This is a genomic window from Candidatus Palauibacter sp. (assembly GCF_965237495.1).
GTDB lineage: Bacteria > Gemmatimonadota > Gemmatimonadetes > Palauibacterales > Palauibacteraceae > Palauibacter.
The window spans coordinates 566604-586527 of sequence record NZ_OZ250143.1; the positions used below are offsets into that span (position 1 = coordinate 566604).

16 protein-coding genes are annotated in these 19924 nt (G+C 67.9%); 7 read left to right on the forward strand and 9 right to left on the reverse strand.

What is annotated here, in order from left to right:
* Positions 1–301: 301 nt before the first annotated feature.
* The 8 genes from ACPXY0_RS02310 to ACPXY0_RS02345 form a co-directional block, all read right to left on the reverse strand.
* Positions 302–961, reverse strand: a complete 660-nt coding sequence (locus tag ACPXY0_RS02310; RefSeq protein ID WP_423928097.1) for an AAA family ATPase — start codon at positions 959–961, stop codon at positions 302–304.
* Positions 962–1567: 606 nt separating this feature from the next.
* Positions 1568–2890 (reverse strand): IS1182 family transposase, encoded by a 1323-nt coding sequence (locus tag ACPXY0_RS02315; RefSeq protein WP_423925228.1) that lies wholly within the window; start codon positions 2888–2890, stop codon positions 1568–1570.
* Positions 2887–3456 (reverse strand): hypothetical protein, encoded by a 570-nt coding sequence (locus ACPXY0_RS02320; protein WP_423928099.1) that lies wholly within the window; start codon positions 3454–3456, stop codon positions 2887–2889. The genes ACPXY0_RS02315 and ACPXY0_RS02320 overlap by 4 nt, the downstream gene beginning before the upstream one ends.
* An 88-nt stretch (positions 3457–3544) precedes the next feature.
* Positions 3545–4237: a choice-of-anchor V domain-containing protein gene (locus ACPXY0_RS02325; protein WP_423928101.1), complete on the reverse strand. Its 693-nt coding sequence runs from the start codon at positions 4235–4237 to the stop codon at positions 3545–3547.
* Between the two features lie 10 nt (positions 4238–4247).
* Positions 4248–5306, reverse strand: coding sequence for a virginiamycin B lyase family protein (locus tag ACPXY0_RS02330; RefSeq protein WP_423928103.1), 1059 nt, complete (start codon positions 5304–5306; stop codon positions 4248–4250).
* A gap of 78 nt (positions 5307–5384) precedes the next feature.
* On the reverse strand, positions 5385–6731 hold the full coding sequence (locus tag ACPXY0_RS02335; RefSeq protein WP_423928105.1) for a hypothetical protein: 1347 nt from the start codon (positions 6729–6731) through the stop codon (positions 5385–5387).
* Complete coding sequence (locus ACPXY0_RS02340; protein WP_423928107.1) at positions 6719–6913, reverse strand: hypothetical protein; 195 nt, start codon at positions 6911–6913, stop codon at positions 6719–6721. Before ACPXY0_RS02340 ends, ACPXY0_RS02335 begins: the two co-directional genes overlap by 13 nt.
* Positions 6914–6921: 8 nt before the next feature.
* Complete coding sequence (locus ACPXY0_RS02345; protein ID WP_423928109.1) at positions 6922–7362, reverse strand: SRPBCC family protein; 441 nt, start codon at positions 7360–7362, stop codon at positions 6922–6924.
* A gap of 125 nt (positions 7363–7487) precedes the next feature.
* Between ACPXY0_RS02345 and ACPXY0_RS02350 the strand changes: the two genes are divergently transcribed.
* Positions 7488–8069: a hypothetical protein gene (locus ACPXY0_RS02350; protein WP_423928111.1), complete on the forward strand. Its 582-nt coding sequence runs from the start codon at positions 7488–7490 to the stop codon at positions 8067–8069.
* A 12-nt stretch (positions 8070–8081) separates the two neighbouring features.
* Here ACPXY0_RS02350 and ACPXY0_RS02355 read toward each other — a convergent pair whose 3' ends face one another.
* Positions 8082–8657, reverse strand: a complete 576-nt coding sequence (locus ACPXY0_RS02355; RefSeq protein ID WP_423928113.1) for an O-acetyl-ADP-ribose deacetylase — start codon at positions 8655–8657, stop codon at positions 8082–8084.
* 101 nt (positions 8658–8758) lie between these two features.
* On the opposite strand from ACPXY0_RS02355, the gene ACPXY0_RS02360 reads away from it, so the two are divergent.
* The 6 genes from ACPXY0_RS02360 to ACPXY0_RS02385 all read left to right on the forward strand — a co-directional run bounded on the left by ACPXY0_RS02360 (position 8759) and on the right by ACPXY0_RS02385 (position 19791).
* Entirely contained in the window at positions 8759–10327 is a 1569-nt protein-coding gene (locus ACPXY0_RS02360; RefSeq protein WP_423928115.1) for a B12-binding domain-containing radical SAM protein, read from the forward strand.
* Between the two features lie 286 nt (positions 10328–10613).
* Positions 10614–10919, forward strand: coding sequence for a hypothetical protein (locus ACPXY0_RS02365; protein WP_423928117.1), 306 nt, complete (start codon positions 10614–10616; stop codon positions 10917–10919).
* Positions 10920–10987: 68 nt separating this feature from the next.
* Entirely contained in the window at positions 10988–14773 is a 3786-nt protein-coding gene (locus tag ACPXY0_RS02370; protein ID WP_423928119.1) for an Ig-like domain-containing protein, read from the forward strand.
* A gap of 127 nt (positions 14774–14900) precedes the next feature.
* A complete protein-coding gene (locus ACPXY0_RS02375; protein WP_423928121.1) occupies positions 14901–15485 on the forward strand; it encodes a DDE-type integrase/transposase/recombinase in 585 nt (194 codons plus the stop codon).
* Positions 15486–15911: 426 nt separating this feature from the next.
* Positions 15912–18827 (forward strand): Ig-like domain-containing protein, encoded by a 2916-nt coding sequence (locus ACPXY0_RS02380; protein ID WP_423928123.1) that lies wholly within the window; start codon positions 15912–15914, stop codon positions 18825–18827.
* Between the two features lie 352 nt (positions 18828–19179).
* Complete coding sequence (locus ACPXY0_RS02385) at positions 19180–19791, forward strand: hypothetical protein (RefSeq protein WP_423928125.1); 612 nt, start codon at positions 19180–19182, stop codon at positions 19789–19791.
* Positions 19792–19924 lie beyond the last annotated feature (133 nt).

Sequence of the window (19924 nt, forward strand, 5' to 3'; positions counted from 1 at the left end):
GCGGTGACCGTGTCCGGGACTACCTGAGACGCCCTCCTATGTCGCCGCCACATAACAAAGTGCGGACTACTTCGCGCGTGCCGGGCAACGTCACTTTGTAGTGAGCCTTGGTTAACGTTCGCCGCACCAGCGGGTGCAGGATTTCTCCGTGTCCCAGAATCGGACGCAACCGAACACGGCTGTCACCCGTATCCTCATTGTTCCCGGGCAGCTGCAAGGTACACTGCTGGTCGCTGCAGGATGTGACCCGGCAGGGGAGGGGCAGGCGCTCGCGCACGGCTCGTATCCAGTCTGACAGCCCTCAATCCCCCTGCAACCGGCTGTCGATCGTCGCCCAATCGTCGTACAGGGTCTCCGCGACCGCCGGATAGCCGGCATCGTACATCCCGTTGTCGGAATCGAGCCGGAGTTCTCGCGTCTCGGTTCCGCCCGTCTCGCTGGGCAAGAACTCCCAGACTCCTACTTGGCTGGCGGGAAGCGAGATATCTCCAGCTTCGAGATCGCTTCGCTGGTCGTCGGACAGATCCGACATGCGACAGATGTTGGCCAACGCGGAAAGGATCCAGTCGCTGTGGACCGTGACAATTACGCGGATGCCGGCCGCCACGATCCGCGCGAGTTCGGTCGTGAGCTGGACCTGCATTGCGGGGTGCATATGGGCTTCCGGTTCCTCGATAATCAGTGTGGAGCCGGGCCTGGCCTTATGACGGAGATATAGCACGAGCGGTATAATCTCCGTCACCATCGACGCCGTCCGTGTTAGGGGAAGATCTTCCTCCCATCTGACAGGTCGATAGTGGACCGATGGGGGGCCGGCATCTCCATCCTCCACGCGGACCGATCCGCGAAGGACGGCCTGCTCTACATGATGCGCGAGAGCGTCTCCGTTCTCCCAGCCCGAGGGTTCGGCTGTCAAATCAACAAACATATCTCTGACATAGTCACTCAGGACACCGGACATGGGAGCGGTCAGGCGCTCTCTCGGTCCGCGTGTCGCCCTCTCAAGCAGCAAATTGATGATCGCTTGCTGAACTTCGACTCCCACAGAACGAAGTACAGGCAAATAGTTCGCCGGCCGGGAGATGGGTCCCACCGTACCGGGCTGGGCCAAATCGGCGAGCACGAGCTCCAGAGCTCTGGGATTGATGGGACTACGGTCGATCGACTGTTCAGGTGCACGCCGCCAAAAGAAACCGGGTCGTCGCGCACGGAGCCAATAGGGTCCGCCCCGCTCGAGCCGAATCGGTGCATCCTCTTGAACCGACAGCTCCCAGAAAGGCTTATCGTGCACAATCTTGAAACCATAGCGAAACTGTGGCGGGTCCCGCGGGGTCCCGGGGGGGCTATGACTCAGCGCAATCGCAGCTTCGGAGCTAGGAGCCTGCGCCGCAGGAGCGCGGCGGAAGCCATCGGATGCCGCCCGCGGGGTCTCGCGAGCCGAAGTGTCGGTCGTTTTCCGGACGGGAACGCGTTGTAGGCGGGGAGACGGCCCGGCGGGCGGCGTTCGGGCGGGGCCGCGGACCTCTTTTTGTGCCCCGGGGGACGCTTGACACGGATTTTCGGCCCCTCACGCTGCCTGAAGGACGTGGAGGCGCCTCATGTTGAGCGCCAGGCACACGAGGTCCCACTCGCCGCGCACCTTCTCCAAGCCCCGGAGGCTGAACCTCCGGAACCCCATCGCCTCCTTGACCCAGCCCATGGGCGCCTCCGCGATCCACTTGCGCTTGGCGTACACCGCCCGGCCCTCCGGAGCCGCCAGCTTCTTCGCCATGCGCGCCCTCGCCGGCTGCTTCTCCGGGTCGGGCTTGCCGGCCCCCTTGCCCTCCCGGCCCAGCGCTACGTAGCCGTCGATCCCCCGCGCCTCCAGAGCCGCCAGATCCTCCTCGTTACAGTAGCCCGCGTCGGCCAGCACCTGGCCGGGCGTCTCCCCGCACCGCCCGGACACCTCGTCCACCCGTTCCACCAACTGCCCCTGGTCGCTCGCGTTGTCCGTCACCGCCGTCCCCACCACCAGTTGGCTCTCCCCGTCCACCACCGCCTGCGCGTTGTAGCACTGCTGGTAGCCTTCCGTGCTCGTCCGCATGATCCGGCTCTCCGGATCCGTGAAGTTCGTCTGATCCTTCGCCTCCGGCTCCCCGTACGCATGCTTGTACGGCGGCCCCCCCTTCGGGTTGCGGTCCCACTCCGGCTTCCGGCCCCGCGCGTCGTCCCGCTCCCGGGCCTCCGCCTCCAGGCGAGCCTTCGCCGCCCGGATCGCCGCCAGACGGTCCTCCCGGCGCTTCAACTCCTCGGGCAACTCGTCGCCCCGAACGTCCTCCCCGTGGCGCTCGTCCTCCTCCGCGTCGATCGCCTCGGCCGCCGCCAGAAGATCCGCGATCTCCGCCTCCAGGCGGGCCTCTTCCGGCCCCATCCGCCCATAGCTCATCGCCTTCCGCTTGCTCGCGTTCGCGCGAACCTTCGTCCCGTCCACCGCCACCCGGCCCAGCCCCGCCAGCCCCAGTTCCCGTGCCAGGCGCACCACCTCCGCGAACAACGCCCCGAACGCCTTCAGGTTCTTCTTCCGGAACTCGCACAACGTCCGGTGCGCCGGAAAGTTCCCCGCCGCCAGCATCCTGAGCGCCACGTCCTCCTCCAGACGCCGCGCCAGCTTCCTCGACGAGAACACCCCCGTCGCGTACCCGTACACCAGCACCTTCACCATCATCCGAGGATCGTACGGGCTCCGCCGCCGCCCATCCCCTTCGTACCGCGCGTAGAACGGCGACAGGTCCGCCGCGTCCACCAGATCGCTCACATGATGCGCCAAGTGCCCCGCCGGTACCCACTCCCGAAGATCCTGCGGCAGCAGCAGCTGCTGGTCCGGATCGTACGGCCGGAACCTCGTCCTCATCCTCTCCGGATCGTACGGTAGGGACCTCGTCCCCATCGCCACCTCCCCGCGCCGAACGTGAACCGGTCACAGCCCGGCATCACCATAACCATCCGGCACGCGCCGCACCATCGGCTTCTACGGCGCAGGCTCCTAGCCTTGCGAACTAGGCCAACGAGCGTTTCAGAGCCGAAGATCCGCTGCAACTCATGAGCGAGCGCGTGGCCCGTGTCCGACACCTTGAGCGCTTCTCGCGCGAGAACCGCCACCTCTTCAGGGCAAGGGATCTCGCCATCTCCCTCGTCGTCGGCCAAGTGTTCCTCAAGCCACTCCACCAAATCGACAAGTTCAGGGGTCTCGCGTGCCAGTTCATAAAATGCCGCCGTTGCCGGCCGGCGGCTCCGGCGAAACGCCAGACGCCGCCAAAAGTACTGATGAAGGGCGTAGACGAGCCGTGCCAGATAGGATTTGCCCGAGCCGCTCGGGCCAACGAAGACCGTCAGCGGACGCAACTCCACATCGCCCTTCGCGATAGGCCCGAAGTTCTCGACTTGAAGCCGGAGATAACCGGTGTCGTGGCCGCCCATTCGGTGTCTGGGCCTCCTCCGTTGCCTTGTTTCCAGGGGAACAACACAAACACCCGACCGTGGCCGGAGCACGATCCACATCACCAACCTAATGCGCCCCGCGCCCCTTTGCCGGTTCGGGAATTGCAGGGGTCAGCCTGAATGACCCGGTGTAGACGAGGTCGTCGAGCGGGGAGTCGTCGCCGCTCCCCGAGTTCGCGGCCACGTGCAGCACGATGGGCGTCTCCGTCTCGGGGGCGCGCCACTCGAACGTCCATTCCGCGACGTCGTCGACCGGTCTTGTCCCGGCCCGCGTGTGCTGGACGTATTCCGTGTCGGCGTCCTCCGCCCGCACCACGGTGACCCTGTCGTCGAGCGTCCGGATCTCGCCGGCCCCGGTACCGCGGCGCTGCCCGTCATCGAAGCGGAACGACGCCTGGAAGCCGGCCGAGCGCATGTCGAAGCTCTCGAGGCGGATCGTCACGGGATGGCGCTGGCCCGGACGGTAGCCGTCCCCGAGGCCGAGCACCTGCAGCGTGGAGCCCGGCTCGTTGAGGGGCGCGCCGATGTGACAGGCGGCGCAGGTCGGCTCCCCGAAGCCGCCGGTGTGTCCCGGGGGCGGCCCCTCGATGTGTGCCTCGGTGTGTGCCTCGACGTGCGGCCCCGGCCCCGGGTTCGCGGCGGGGCCCGCAGCAGCCGTCGCCATCGCGAAGAGGCCCGCGGCGCACAGAGTGGCCGCGGGCCCCGGGGATGAAGCGATCGTCCTCACGGCGCGCCCCGCGGCGCCCGCCGCAAGGGACACACCCCACGCATCAGCGCGAGCGCGGCGACACCACCGCCCGCCCGACCGTATTCACGTCGGCCCCGAACCAGATCGAGTCCGTGGCCGAATCGTAGTACATGTGCCGGATCGTGCCTCCCCCGCTCGGCACGTCGAGCATGCCCACGAACTCCTCCGTGTCCGTGTCGAAGCCCACGAACCGGTTCGGCTGGATCCCCGTCTCGACCAGCCACACCACGTCGTACTTGTCGATCGCCATCCCGTAGGGCCGAGACTCCTCACCCGCCGGCAGGTCGTACTCCCGCTGGAATCCGCCCGCCTCGACCACCAGACCGATCTTCCCGCGGCTGTAGTCGACGTACCAGATCCGGTCCTGCGAGTCGATCACGAGCCGGCGCGGCCGCGCGCCCTCCGGCAGGTCGTAGCCGATGAGCTCGAACGAGGACGGCTCCACCATGCCGATCAGGTTCGTGTTGAAGTGGGCGATCCAGGGCCGGTTCTCGGAGTCCAGCTTGACCCCGTACGGGCGGCTCGAGCCCATCCCGCGGCGCGTCTCGACCTCGGGCGCCTCCACCAGGCGCACTTCCCTCGAATCCCTGTCGAGGAAGCCGATCAGGTTCCCCTGCTGTACAGAGAACCAGATGTCGCCGTTGTCGTCCCAGATCAGCGTGTGCGGATCCCGCGCCCGCTCGTCGGGCATCATGATCTTGTCGATCTCGCCCGTGGCCGGGTCGATGATCCCGATGTGGTTCGCCCGGTTGCCGGCGTAGTAGACCATCCCGTCGTCGTCGACGATCAGGTTGTGCGGTCCCGTGCCGTCGTCCATGTCGTAGCGCTTGAACTCGCCGCTGGCCGGATCCAGCACCGCGGCGTAGTGGGCGGCCTGTCCCACGAACCAGACGCGCCCGTCCGGTCCGACGAACGGGTCGCGCGGACGGCTCTCGGGGTAGGGGACCGTCCATTCCTCGATGGTGAGAACATCGCTGGCCGCCATGTGGTCCTGGGCCGCCGCTTCCGCGGAGCCGACGATGCTCGCCAGGATCACCAGTCCCGCCGCCGCCCGCGCGGCGACCCGAATTCGATGGATCATCTCCGTTCCTCCTCGATCGCTGTCCGCTGAAGCCGCCGACCGTTCGTTTCCGGCCGGCCTCGCACGCTATCTCGCACGCTATTCAGAAGACCCCCGATCTCGCGAATCCGTTGATTTCCGGGCCGTCCGGGCGGCCCTGGCCACTCCGGCCGTCCGCGGCCGGGCCGCCCTGGCCCGGGCCGCCCTGGCCCGAACCGCGCGCACCCTGGGGGTCAGATAGACATTGGCGGTCAGACGCCCAAAGAGGAAGCCCGTGAACGCGGCCGTGGCACCGACCCAGCCCAGCCCCCAGCCGACGACCACGAACACGACGGCCACGGCCGCGATCTCCGCCGCGGTCGCGACGATGATCGGACCCGTCGTCCGGTTCCGGATCAGCGTCCCCCTGTGCAGCGACAGGATGACCCCGAGGAAGGGGACGGGGGTCAGGACCCGCGCCGCGGGAATCGCGAAGTCGGCCAGCCCCGGGGTGAGCCCCGACACGTGGACGAACCAGAAGTGGGAAAGGGGCGTGAACGCGATGAGCGCGAGGATGCCCGAGAGCGCCGCCCCGAGCCCGATCGCGAAGCGGCGGATCTGTGCATAACCCTCGCTGCCTCGGCCCAGGAGTGCGATCACGGCGTCCTGGAAGCTCAGCCCCACGGAGCGGAAGAGGAAGCCCAGCGAGTGCACCACGGGGAACACGGCCAGCGACTCGACCGGGGAGGCGGCGCGGCCCATGAAGAACGTCAGCATGGGCTGAATGCCGATCCCGATGAGCGAGGTGAGCGCCAGGGGCACGTAGAAGCGCCCGATGTCCGAGAAGCGAAGCTCCGCTCCCTCGGCCGGCCCGGCGGCCGGGTCCGCCGTCGAGACGCCCACCCGCCCGATCTCCGCGATGTCGTGCGGGTCGGCCGAGACCGTCGGGGGGTCGACCGCGCTCGCCGCCCGGTCGGTCGGGCCGAGCAGGGCACCGATCGCGCCCCGGGCCATCCAGCGGGCCACGACCGCTTCGGCGACCACGCCGAAGGAGAGCGCCGAGGCGCCGACCGAGGCGCCGGGAAGGTCGGTGGAGACGGCGAGCACGATCGCGGCCGTCGACATCGCGATCAGGCGCAGCACCGTACCGCCCGCTACGAGGCGCGTGCGCCCCGACCGGATGAGCACCCCCTGCCAGAAGCGCCGGTAGCCGATCGCCGCCGGCCAGGGCAGGAAGCACCACAGCGCCCCGTAGGTCAGGCCCGCGAGATCCTCCGGCAGACCGAGAACGCCGATCATGAGCCCGCGATGCACCGGCGGCACGAGCACGAGGAGGAGCAGAAGCGTCGAGAAGGCGTTCAGCCCGTGCGCGAATGTCCGCAGCCGCCGGTACGAGACCGCGTCCTCCACGAGCGCGGTCGAGGCGCTGAGCAGCATGATGACCGGCGCCTCGATCAGCACCGCCATCGCGATCGCGACACCGTACGCCGCCAGCCCCAGCGTGGGTCCGGCAGCCGCGCCACGACCGCCGCCAGATAGGGTCCCTCCACCGCCATCATCAACCATGTGGCGGCGAGCGGCGCCCAGAACGCGAAGATCCCGCGGGCGGACAGGTCCTTCGCGGCGACGGCCCGGGAGTCGGAAGGCACGGAGCGGCTCAGTCCTCGAAGAGACCCGCCAGCAACTCCAGACAGGCGATCCAGCCCTGCCGGTGACCCTCCGCCGCTTCCGCGGCCGGGAATCCCTCGTGCGTGACGACGACCCGCGTCGAGCCGTCCTCCGCCAGGAATTCTACGGTCACCCCCGTCTCACCGACCGAGTGCTCCCCCTCCCAGTCCCACGTATAGACGAGCCGGTTCGGAGCGTCGACCTTCCGGTACACGCCGAAGGCCGTGTGGGCCACCCCGTCCTCGTCCTCCATTCCGATCTTCCAGGCGCCGCCCGCCGCGAGGGCGACCCTCGATTCCGCCACCTTCGCTCCGGGAGGAGCGGACCATCGAGCGATCTCCTCCGGCTCGGTCCACGCACGGAACACCGTATCCGGCGGGGCCGGGATCACCTTTGAGAGGCGGACTCTCGTGTCCGCGTCGGCGGTCATGCGTTTTCTCCTCTCTCACGGGCTCTGGCGCGAGCCGGCGGGAACAAGTCTGTTTTCGGTCCGTGATGGTTCCCAACCCGTCGGGCAAGGACCACCCGTGAAAACGTGCCTTCGGTGATAGTCGCGTGAATCCGGTGAAGCTCGTCATCCCCGCCGTTGCCGCCGCCCTGCTGCTCCCTTCGCTCGCGGAGGCCCAGGGGCCCGGCTCACCGCAGGAGAGGTTCGCCCTCTTCACCTCCTGCGGTCCCATGAACGTGGAGGTCTTCGTAACCAACAGCGGCGGGCCGGGCAGGATCACCCGGGAGTCCGTCGCGGCGACCACGACGAACCGGCTGCGGGCGGCCCGAATCTACGCCCCGGCCGACCAGCCTGCCTGGTCTCTGCTCCGTGTGACCGTCTTCATCGGCACTCAGGCAGTTCCCGGAAGAGCGGCCCAGACGGTGTACATCATCCGCCTCCGGTTCATGAAGCTCGTCTACGACCAGCTCAGCGATCCCCAGCTCGCCGCGAACCCCGGACGCCTCTCCTCCGACTCGCTCGGCGCCGCGCTCCAGTGGATCCACTGGGCGCCGACGTGGGAATCCCCGCGCCCCGCCATCGGCTTCTACGGCGGACGTCGCGACGACGTCATCACGAGCAAAATAGGCACGATGCTGGAAGAGTTCGTCGCCGAATACCTGCGCGTCAACGGGGAGTCCTGCCCGTAGCGGGCTGCCGCTTCATTGGGACCCGCCGGGGGACCCGCCGGCCTTGAGCAGGCGGGCGAGCGCATCCTCCATTGCGGTCCGGACCTCGCCGCCCCAGGCGGTCAGAAGCACCGTCTCGAGCGCGTCGTCGCGGGCCAGCGCCTCGGCCACCGTCTCGACCGCGATCCGGCAGGCGGGCCCCACCGGGTATCCGAACGTCCCGCAACTGATGGCCGGGAAGGCGACGGTTCGAAGCCCGATCCCGATCGCGAGCCGGAGCGACTCCTGATAGCAGGAGGCGAGCAGCCCCCTCTCCCCCCGGCCTCCACCCTGCCACACCGGCCCCACCGCGTGGATCAGGTAGCGGGCCGGGAGCCGGAAGCCCGGCGTGATGCGAGCTTCGCCCGTCGGACAGCGCACACCCGGGTGCGCCTCCGGCAGCGCCCGGCAGGCCCGCAGAAGCTCGGGCCCGGCGGCCTTGTGGATCGCCCCGTCCACGCCGCCGCCCCCCGCCAGTTGCTCGTTGGCCGCGTTCACGATCGCGTCCACACGTATCGTCGTGAGGTCGCCGCCCCAGATCCTGAGGCGAGACTCGATCAACTCGATCACCGCACCCCCTTTGCCGCCGACACTCCGTGGTCCTTAGGTTTCCGATTCCGAGACGCGTTCCGGAGCCGGGCACCCGTGTACCCATTCCGAGAGGATGGCTGTTGCGCAAGCTTCGCATAGGGATTGTGGATCTGGTCGCCAAGGGGCCGACGAAGGCGCTCTACGCGAAGGTCATGCACGCGAACCTCGCGAGCATCATGCCTCAGGTGCTCGCCGTGTGGTGCGAGGAGGCCGGCCACGACGTGAGCCTCGTCTGCTACACCGGCCTCGAGGACCTCGTCGACGACCTCCCGGAGGATATCGACCTCCTCTTCGTCGGCGCCTTCTCCCAGGGGGCCCAGCTCGCCTATGCGATCAGCGAGATGTTCCGCCGGCGCGGTGCCGTCACCTGCGTCGGCGGGCCGCACGCGCGCTGCTATCCGCAGGATGCGCAGAAGTACTTCGACTACGTGTTCGGCTTCACCGACAAGGCCACGCTGAACGAAGTGCTGGACGACTGCCAGCCGCACCGCCCGCTGGGCCGCCACGTGACGGCCGAGATGCAGCCACTCTCCCTGCCTGGAGTACGGGCGCGCTGGAAGTACATCGAACCGACGCTCGAGAAGGCGCCGCTGATCAAGATAGTCCCCATGATCGGCAGTCTCGGGTGCCCCTACACATGCAGCTTCTGCATCGATTCGGTCGTTCCCTACCAGCCGCTCGACTTCGACGAGATGCGCGACGACCTCCGCTTCATCGCGCGCAAGATGAAGAAGCCGATGGTCGGCTGGCACGACCCAAACTTCGGCGTCCGCTTCGACGACCATCTGGGCGCGATCGAGGAAGCCGTTCCGCCGGGAACCATCCAGTTCATCGCCGAGAGCAGCCTGTCGCTCCTCGCCGAGCCGCGCCTCAAGCGTCTGGCGAAGAACGGGTTCCGCGCCATCCTCCCCGGCATCGAGTCCTGGTACATGCTCGGGAACAAGTCGAAGTCGCGGAACCGCCACGGCATGGAGAAGGTCAGGCAGGTGTCGGAGCACTCGAACCTCATCACGAGTTACATCCCCTATCTCCAGACCAACTTCGTGATGGGGCTGGACTGCGACGAAGGTCCCGATCCCTTCGAGTTCACGAAGAGGTTCCTCGACGCGTCGCCCGCGGCTTTCCCCGCCTACTCGCTGCTCACGTCGTTCGGGCAGGCGGCGCCGCTGAACCTCGAGTACCAGAAGGAGGGACGGCTCCTCGGCTTCCCGTTCCACTTCCTCAACAACCATCACGCGATGAACCTGAAGCCGAAGAACTACGAGTGGATCGAGTTCTACGATCACGTGATCGATCTCTCGAAATACTCCTTCTCGAAGCGCGCCATCTGGCGACGGCTCAAGGCCAACAGAGGCGGCATCCCGCGCATCATGAACGTCGTGCGCGCGATCTCCTCCGAGGGGAAGGGGCGGATCGAGTACTTCAGCACCGTGCGTGAGAAGCTCGCGACGGACACGAAGTTCAGGGACTACTTCGAGGGAGAGTCGCAGGTGCTGCCGCAGTTCTTCATCGACCGGGTGAAGAACGACCTCGGTCCGCTGTGGGAGTTCCTGCCCGAGGGCGGGCTCGAACACGATCGCAACGCCTACCTCAAGAGCACCGGCGGCGTGCCGCGGGAGCAGGCGCGGGCCGGGGCGCTCGCCCACTAGGACGAGGGGCCGCTGCGACGGGCGGCTCGATCGGGCCGCCCCGGGGTAGGTCGACACGCCATGTCACGCGCATTCGTCAACGAAGACGCGGCTCACGAACCCGAGCCGCGCTACACGCTCCCCCCGCGTGAGTCGCCACGGTTCGACGCGGCCGCGGCCCGAGCCCTTCTCGAAGGCGCCCACATCGGAAACACGCAGAGCGCCGAGGCCGCGACGGGCTACACGTGGGGCGATCCCGTCCTGATCCCGCACATCGAGGATCTCATCTGCGAAGCGGAGGGGCTCGGTGACGAGCGGATGGCTCGCCTCGTGGGGCGCGGCCTGCGGCGACGACGGCGGCGAAGTCACGGGTCCCCGCGAGACGCCGAACCAGAGTCCCGTCGCGGTCGGCGAGATCGAGGCGCAGACCGCTTTCCTCGGCGATACCGTCGCGGTGGACGTGTCGAGTGCGTTCCGGGATCCCGACGGCGACCCCCTCACCTTCATGGCCGCCTCCTCGGACCCGTCGGTCGTCGGCACCTCCGTTTCGGGGAGTCGGGTCTGGCGTGTCGCGGGGCAGCGCGACCGTGACCGTGACGGCGCGCGACCCTGACGGCGCGCGACCCTGACGGCGCCGAGGCCCGCCAGAGTTTCAGCGTCGAGGTTCCGAACCGGGGTCCGATGGCCGTGGGGCAGATCCAGCCGCGGACGATATTCCTCGGCGGGACCGCGACGGTGGACGCGTCCCCGGCCTTCAGCGATCCGGACGGCGACGAACTCAGCTTCGCCGCGGCCTCGTCGGACACGGCATCGGTGCTGGCGTCGGTCTCGGGCAGCGAAGTAACGCTGGAGGCGTTGAAGCGCGGGACCGCGATGGTGACGGTGACCGCGCGGGATGCGGACAGCCTCGAGGCCACCCTGAGCTTTGAAGTCACGGTCCCCAACCGGCCGCCAGCCGCCGTGGGCGAGATCGAGGCGCAGACGATATTCCTCGGCGAGACGGCGACGGTGGACGCGTCCCGGGCCTTCAGCGATCCGGACGGCGACGAGCTCAGCTTCGCCGCGGCCTCGTCGGACCCGGCATCGGTGCTGGCGTCGGTCTCGGGTAGCGAAGTAACGCTGGAAGCGCTGAAGCGCGGGACCGCGATGGTGACGGTGACCGCGCGGGATGCGGACAGCCTCGAGGCCACCCTGAGCTTTGAAGTCACCGTCCCCAACCGGCCGCCAGCCGTCGTGGGCGAGATCGAGGTGCAGACGATATTCCTCGGCGGGACCGCGACGGTGGACGCGTCCGCCGCTTTCGGCGATCCCGATGGCGACCCGCTCACCTTCGAGGCATCCTCGTCGGACACGGCTGTGGTCCGCGCCTCGTCTTCGGGCAGCGAGATGACGCTGGAAGGCCTGGGCCGCGGTGACGCGACGGTGAGCGTGACAGCCCGCGACACGCACGGCGGCGAGGTCGACCAGAGTTTCGAGGTGGCGGTGCCCAATCGGCCGCCCGCGGCGACCGGCGAACTCCCGCCGCAAACACTGCTTCCCGGCGAGACGGTCACGGTGGACGTATCCACGGCGTTCAGTGATCCGGACGGAGATTCGCTCGCCTTCGAGGCGACCTCCTCGAACTTGGGGGTGCTCGGCGTCTCTCTCGCCGACCGCGTCGGCGAGGTCACGCTCGAAGGCGTGGCGCGGGGAACGGCAACCGTGTCAGTCACGGCGCGCGACCCGGACGGCGCCGAGGCTGGCCAACGCTTCGAGGTCACGGTCCGGAACCGGAATCCCGTGGTCGTGAGCGACCTTCCTCCCCGGACGTTGCTCCCGGGCCAAACTGTGACGGTCGATGTGGCGGGGGTGTTCCGCGATCCCGATGGCGACCCGCTCACCTTCGAGGCATCGTCGTCGGATACGGAAGTGGCCGCTGTCTCCGCCATCGCCAGCGAGGTGACGGTGCGGGGCGTCTCGAAGGGCACCGCGACGGTAACGGTGACGGCCCGGGACGACCACGGAGGCGACGTGCGGCAGAGCTTCAGCGTAAAAGTCCCGAACGGGCGGCCGGTCATCAGCGGAGCGATTCCGGCGCAGACCGTGGAGGAGGGCGCGACGACGACCGTGGATGTCGCTTCCTACTTCAGCGATCCGGACGGCGATGCCCTCGATTTCGGCGCTTCGTCGTCCAACGCAGCGGTGGCCGATGTGTCCACGTCAGGGAGCGGCGTGACCATCGAAGGGGTGACCGCCGGGTCCGCGTCCGTCACGGTCGCCGCGCGAGATCCGGACGGCGGCGAGGCACGTCAGAGCTTCGGCGTGACGGTGAGGCCGCCGCCCCCACCCAACCAGAGGCCGGTGGTGTCGAGCGCGATCCCGGCGCAGACCGTGCGGGAGAACGTGAGCGTCTCGGTGGATCTGGACGGCCACTTCCGCGACCCGGAAGGCGGCGCGCTGGACTACGGCGCGGCGAGTTCCAACGAAGGCGTGGCGACGGCGGACATTTCCGGCAGCGACGTGGTGGTGGGAGGGGTGCGTGAGGGGACGGCCACGGTGACGGTGACGGCGACGGATCCCGGAGGCCTGAGCGCCGACCAGGAGTTCGGCGTGACGGTGAGGCCGCCGCCCCCACCCAACCAGAGGCCGGTGGTGTCGAGCGCGATCCCGGCGCAGACCGTGCGGGAGAACGCGAGCGTCTCGGTGGATCTGGACGGCCACTTCCGCGACCCGGAAGGCGGCGCGCTGGACTACGGCGCGACGAGTTCCGACGAAGGCGTGGCGACGGCGGACATTTCCGGCAGCGACGTGGTGGTGGGAGGGGTGCGTGAGGGGACGGCCACGGTGACGGTGACGGCGACGGATCCCGGAGGCCTGAGCGCCGACCAGGAGTTCGGCGTGACGGTGAGGCCGCCGCCCCCACCCAACCAGAGGCCGGTGGTGTCGAGCGCGATCCCGGCGCAGACCGTGCGGGAGAACGCGAGCATCTCGGTGGATCTGGACGGCCACTTCCGCGATCCGGAAGGCGGCGCGCTGAACTACGGCGCGACGAGTTCCGACGAAGGCGTGGCGACGGCGGACATTTCCGGCAGCGACGTGGTGGTGGGAGGGGTGCGTGAGGGGACGGCCACGGTGACGGTGACGGCGACGGATCCCGGAGGCCTGAGCGCCGACCAGGAGTTCGGCGTGACGGTGAGGCCGCCGCCCCCACCCAACCAGAGGCCGGTGGTGTCGAGCGCGATCCCGGCGCAGACCGTGCGGGAGAACGCGAGCATCTCGGTGGATCTGGACGGCCACTTCCGCGATCCGGAAGGCGGCGCGCTGAACTACGGCGCGACGAGTTCCGACGAAGGCGTGGCGACGGCGGACATTTCCGGCAGCGACGTGGTGGTGGGAGGGGTGCGTGAGGGGACGGCCACGGTGACGGTGACGGCGACGGATCCCGGAGGCCTGAGCGCCGACCACGATTTCGGGGTGACGGTTGAGGCGCAGGGCTCGACCAACCAGGCGCCGGAGGTCACGGGCACGATCGCCGATCGTACCGCCATCCGGGGCGGTGAACTGCCGGTGCAGGCATACCGGTATTTCTCCGATCCCGATGACGACGAATTGAGCTACACGGCGGGGACGTCGAACGCCGCCGTGGCCACCGTGAGAAGGGTCAGCCCAGAGGTGTTCTATGTGACCGCCGTCTCCGATGGCCAAGCGACGATTACCGTTACGGCGCAGGATCCAGGGGGCCTCACGGTCTCCACGTCGTTCACCTTTGCGGTCGGAAACAACGCGCCTCGGGTAAAGGCCGAGGCGCCGGCCGTGACCTCCTCGCCGGGCCAGATCGACACGCTGATCTTGAGGCGCTACTTCGAGGAAACCGATGTGGGCGACGAACTCAACTTCTCCGCATCGAGCACGAACTCCGGCGTGGCCAGCGTCTCCGTACAGTTCAGTGCGATTTACGGCTTCTATGCGGAGGTAGTGGGAGTCACCGCCGGAGAAGCGACCATCAACATGACGGCGACGGATCGCGGAGGGCTGACCGCACGCACTTCGTCCCTCGTGACCGTCACCGCAAACCGGCCGCCGCGTATAACTCAGGGCATCGGGAGTCAGGCTCTGGCCGTCGACGATACCCTCACATGGAACCTGTCCGATCACTTCTCTGACCCGGACAATGATCGACTGACCTATACGGCGGCCGGGGGGATCCGCGTAAGCGCTTCAGTGACAGGCAGCACGTTCACGCTCGTGGGGGCGAGCGCCGGTATTTCGCCCGTGATTGTCACGGCCACGGATCCGTCCGGCCGAACCGCCGAGTTCAGTTTCCTCGCCTTCGTGACCGCGTCACAGTCGATCGAGGGTCTCGCCTCATCGAGTCTGCGGCGCCGGGCTCGGATTGCGCTACGGCACGCCGCGACCGACGGGGTGGCTCGCTTCGAGCGGGAGTTGACGCCTTCGGCGCGCAGTGGGTTCGCTGGACGGATGCGGTAGCGAAGGATTCTGCGATACTCGTTGGGTCTTCCCTCCCAACGCCTCGTACCCCTCGGCCTCCACAAAGGCCATTGGCTATGGATCTCGGATAGTTGTTCACAGGATCGACGAGTAAGATGGGATGGGGGTGAGCCGCCGGACGGCGTTCAAGTGGCTCAAGCGGTACCGGGAAGAGGGTGGAGGTGCGGCGGCTCGGTCTGAACCGGCTCTGGCGAGCCTGGCGCCTCCGGAGCCGGTGGTGCGCTACGAGCGGTCGCGGCCGGGTTCTCTGGTGCACATGGACATCAACTGGTGCACATGGACATCAAGAAGCTCGCGCGTATCGTGCGCCCGGGGCACCGGATCGATGGGGACCGGAGCCGGACGGTCAAGGGCGCGGGGGTGGGAGTACTACCACGCGGCGATCGACGACGTGACGCGCCTGGCCTACGGAGAGGTCCTGGCCAGCGAGCGGAAGGAGGACGCCGTAGCGTTCCTCTTGCGCGTGGTCGGCTTCTTCGGGCGCCTGGGCGTGAAGATCAGCCTGCTCATGACCGACAACGGGCCCGCCTACCAGTCGCGGCGGTTCCGGCGGAAGTTACGTAGTGAATGGCCCGCCTCGGCCGCCGCTACCTCCGCAAGGCAGGTCGCTGAGAAAGCGAGCCGACGCCATCCCCGCGACTCGATTACTGCGTCGTTTCCAAAACTTGACGCACCACGCTGCGGCGCATAGACTTGCGGCGTCGCGACCCATCGAGACCGGTTGAGGATCGGCAGCGCCGACGCTGGAGCAACCTTGTAGACGGTTGGAAGATGAGTCGCCCGCGACGCTCCTCCCTGCGGTTGTCGCTGTCCCGGAGGGCCTCGCTTATTCGGAATTCGCTGACTGAGGTCACCAGAGAGAATCGGGAGGGGTGCGGTGGTGCGAAGGTCTGTGCGGTGGCATCGATTTCGGATAGGGGTCAAGTCCACCCTCCAGAGGTTGTGCCGGGCCGGGCGAGCCCAGCTGGTTGCAACGTGCCGGAAACTGCCGCCCCTCGAAGACGCCTGCAGCGTCGCCCTTGTGGTCGTGTGGGGCAGCGCCTGCGGAGAAGACACGGCCGGAACTGCCGGTCCGAACCAGAGGCCGAACCGTAGTCCCGAGGCGTTGGGGGCGATCGTGGCGCAGACCTTGTTCTTCGGCGACACGGTGACCATGGATGTGGCGCCTTCGTTCAGAGATCCGGACGGCGACCCCCTCACGTTCGCGGCCATCTCGTCGGATCCGGCGGTAGCGCGGGCTGCCGCGGCGGGCAGTCAGGTCTCCGTCATCAGCCTGGCCCGCGGGATCGTGACAGTCACGGTGACGGCGCGCGATCCGGACGGTGGCGAAGCCCGCCAGAGCTTCAACGTCACGATCCCGAACCGTGCGCCGACAACCGTGGGGGAGATCGAGCCGCAGGAGTTGTTCGTCGGCGACACGGTGACCGTGGATGTTTCAGCGGCGTTCAGCGACCCGGACGGCGACTCGCTCACTTTCGCGGCCGCGTCGTCGGACACGGCCGTTGCCCGGGCGTCCGCCGCCGGCAGCGAGGTGGAGGTGGCGGCCGCAGCCGGGAGCACCGCGACGATCACGGTTACGGCGCGGGACCCTGAGGGCGGGGAGGCGAGGCAGCACTTCAACGTCACGATCCCGAACCGTGCGCCGACAACCGTGGGGGAGATCGAGCCGCAGGAGTTGTTCGTCGGCGACACGGTGACCGTGGATGTTTCAGCGGCGTTCAGCGACCCGGACGGCGACTCGCTCACTTTCGCGGCCGCGTCGTCGGACACGGCCGTTGCCCGGGCGTCCGCCGCCGGCAGCGAGGTGGAGGTGGCGGCCGCAGCCGGGAGCACCGCGACGATCACGGTTACGGCGCGGGACCCTGAGGGCGGGGAGGCGAGGCAGCACTTCAACGTCACGATCCCGAACCGTGCGCCGACAACCGTGGGGGAGATCGAGCCGCAGGAGCTGTTCCTCGGAGAGACGGTGACCGTGGATGTGTCCGCAGCGTTCAGCGACCCCGATGGCGACGCCCTCGTGTTCCGGGCGGCCTCGTCGGACACGGCCGTAGCCCTGTCGTCGGTCTCGGGGAGCGAAGTGACCGTGGAGGCCAGGGATCGCGGCGGCGCAGCCGTGACCGTGACGGCCCGCGATGTAGGTGGGGACGAGACGAGCCAGAGCTTCGAGGTGACGGTACCGAACCGGGAGCCCGTGACGCTGGAGCAGATCCCGGCTCAAACCGTGTACCTCGGGGAGACGGTGACGGTGGACGTGTCCGCGGCTTTCCGCGATCCGGATGGCGACCCCCTCGAGTTCGAGGCGACTTCCACGGACACGAGCGTGGCCGCTGTCTCTACTGTCGACGGCGAGGTGTCACTGACTGGAGTAGACCGCGGCACGGCCACGGTCACTGTCACGGCTCGCGATCCGGAGGACGGAGAAGCCCGGCAGACCTTTGACGTCACCGTCCCGAACCGGGATCCCGTAGCAGTGGGTGCGCTTCCGCCGCAAACGGTGCTCGTGGACGAAACGTTCACGATGGATGTCTCCCCCTACTTCAACGATCCGGACGGCGACTCGCTCAGCTACGCGCCTTCGATTTCGGATGCGAGGATGGCCGACGTCGTGGTGTCGGGAAGCCGCGTCACCGTCAAAGGCCTCGATGCGGGATCCGCCTTGGTGACCGTTACCGCGCGGGACCCGAACGGGGGCGAGGCGCGGCAGAGCCTCGGTGTGACCGTCGAATCGTCCGTTCCGCCGGGTCCGGCCAAGCCGGGTCCGGCCAACCAGGCTCCGGTGGTGACGAGCACGATGCCCGATCTCTCCGCACTGCCGGGCGCCCAACTGTCCATCGCGGGCAGCGGATATTTCTCAGACCCGGATGGCGACGAACTGAGCTACACCGGGGCGACATCGAACCCGGCCGTAGCCGCGGTGCGGAATGTCAGTTCAACGGTGCTGTCCGTGACGGCCATGTCGCGCGGGGAAGCGGAGATCACCGTGACGGCGACGGATCCGGGACAACTCGTCCGAGCGCAGTCCTTCAGGTTCACAGTTGGCGAGAACACCCCGCCCGAAGTGACGGGAAGCCCGCCGGATCTTGTCTCGGCGCCGGGCGCCGTCGACACCGTGGGCGTGAGCGCGTACTTTCGCGACCCCGATGTGGGCGACGCACTGACTTTCTCGGTGTCGTCCAGCAACACGGCGTTCGCCGGGGCGACGATCCACGGCGACGGGGTTTTCGGGACGTCTGTCGTGGTGACGGGCGTCGCGCTCGGGGAGTCCACGCTCACTGTCACCGCACAGGATCTGGGCGGCCGCCAGGCAAGCGTCTCTTTCCTGGTCAGCGTCGAGGCGAACCGGCCGCCGCGGGTAACGCGCCGGATAGACGACCGCTACGTCGCGGTGGGTCACAGTATCTCGTGGAATCTGTCCAACCACTTCTCGGACCCGGACGGCGATGCCCTGAGCTACACGGTGACCGGAGGTGGTCCCCCCATAACGCTGGAGCTGATGGGCGATTCGCTCACGATCACGGGAGTCACCCCCGGAATGCTGGAAATGGGCGTCACGGCCACGGACCTCGGGGGTCGGAGCGTCAGTCAGTCATTCACCTTCCTCGTGGTCGCCTCATACGATCCGATCCTGTCGGACATGGCCCTGGGGCGCGAACCGTACTCGACGGACGCGGTACCTGAGGATCGTGCGGTACTCGGCGTGGTTCTCCGGTCCGGCAATGGTCGGGCCGACGACGTATTCCTCCTCGTGTCCGCCGGCCGTCTCGCAGCCCTCGGCCTCGACGAGAGCCCTGACGCGCGCGAGCACGGGCGGTGCCAGCGAACAGGAGGCCGGCATGCTTCGTGGAATCTCACGTTTCCTGGTCGCCGCACAGGTCCTGCTCTACGGGGCAGCGGGCACGAGTGCCGTGCTCTCGGGGCAGCCCCCGCCTCCCGCTCCTCCTGCGGAGATCGAGGCGGATCGCCACGCGCTGGTCGCGCTCTACATCGCCACCGACGGTGCGAACTGGGTCAGGAACGAAGGCTGGCTCACTGACCAGCCACTCTCCACATGGAGGGGGGTATTCACGAACCCGGAGGGCCGGGTCTGGCGGCTGGAACTGCAGGTCAACCAGCTGACCGGTACCCTTCCCCCGGAGATCGGAGACCTGACCGGTCTCGTGGAACTGGATGTGCTTTACAACCAGCTGACCGGTCCGATCCCACCCGGGCTTCGTCGCCTCGCGAGCCTCGAGGCTTTGAGGCTCTCGAACAATCAACTGGAGGGTCCGATTCCGTCGTGACTCGGCGAGCTGAGCGACCTCACGCAGCTAGGGCTGGGCCACAACCGGTTCACGGGTTCGATTCCGCCTGAACTGGGCCGTCTCTCAAACCTCAGGGGCCTGTTGTTGAACGGAAACCGACTCACCGGACAGTTTCCCCGATGGATCCTTGAACTGCCCAACCTCGTGGACGTGTTCCTGGGCAACAACCAACTGACCGGGACGATCCCTCCGGAACTGGGTAATCTCGAACTCACGAATCTGGTGCTCCACCAGAACGATTCGACGGGTTCGATTCCCATCGAACTGGGTAAGCTCACGCGCCTGGACAGACTCAGCCTCGCCGGGAATCAGCTGACGGGACCGATCCCGCCCAGCCTCGGGAATCTCGCCAACGTGAGGTTGCTCTGGCTCGCGGAGAACCAGCTGACGGGAACGATGCCGCCGGAACTCGGTCAGCTCGAGAGTCTCCAGAGCTTGTCGCTCCGCGACAACCAACTGGCCGGTGCGATTCCTCCCTCCATCGGCGATCTCGAGACTCTCCAGAGTCTGGACGTCTCTCGGAATCCCGGCTTGAGCGGACCACTCCCGGCCAGTCTCGCTGGGCTCCAGGCGCTTGATATCCTGTGGATCACGGGCACGGATCTCTGCGTTCCGCGGGACGCCCATTTCGAAACATGGCTGGCGAACGTGAACTTCGACGGCGAGCGATGTCCGCCGCCGGGGCCGCGGCAATGACTGGGCGACGCCCCGCCGACCGTCTCGTAACCCTCGGCCTCGACGAACGCCTTTAGGCCAGGTGTTCGTACGCGGTGGGGCCGATTTCCTGCGCCGCGAGCTTCGCTGTGCCCGCTGCCGCCCAGACGGACCA

What these genes read in the sequence shown, in the direction of transcription:
- ACPXY0_RS02310 (WP_423928097.1), bottom strand. Translation starts at nt 961, where the DNA reads ATGTCCGGTGTCCTGAGTGACTATGTCAGAGATATGTTTGTTGATTTG.
- ACPXY0_RS02315 (WP_423925228.1), bottom strand. Translation starts at nt 2,890, where the DNA reads ATGAGGACGAGGTTCCGGCCGTACGATCCGGACCAGCAGCTGCTGCTG.
- ACPXY0_RS02320 (WP_423928099.1), bottom strand. Translation starts at nt 3,456, where the DNA reads ATGGGCGGCCACGACACCGGTTATCTCCGGCTTCAAGTCGAGAACTTC.
- ACPXY0_RS02330 (WP_423928103.1), bottom strand. Translation starts at nt 5,306, where the DNA reads ATGATCCATCGAATTCGGGTCGCCGCGCGGGCGGCGGCGGGACTGGTG.
- ACPXY0_RS02335 (WP_423928105.1), bottom strand. Translation starts at nt 6,731, where the DNA reads ATGGCGGTGCTGATCGAGGCGCCGGTCATCATGCTGCTCAGCGCCTCG.
- ACPXY0_RS02345 (WP_423928109.1), bottom strand. Translation starts at nt 7,362, where the DNA reads ATGACCGCCGACGCGGACACGAGAGTCCGCCTCTCAAAGGTGATCCCG.
- ACPXY0_RS02370 (WP_423928119.1), top strand. Translation starts at nt 10,988, where the DNA reads ATGGCCGTGGGGCAGATCCAGCCGCGGACGATATTCCTCGGCGGGACC.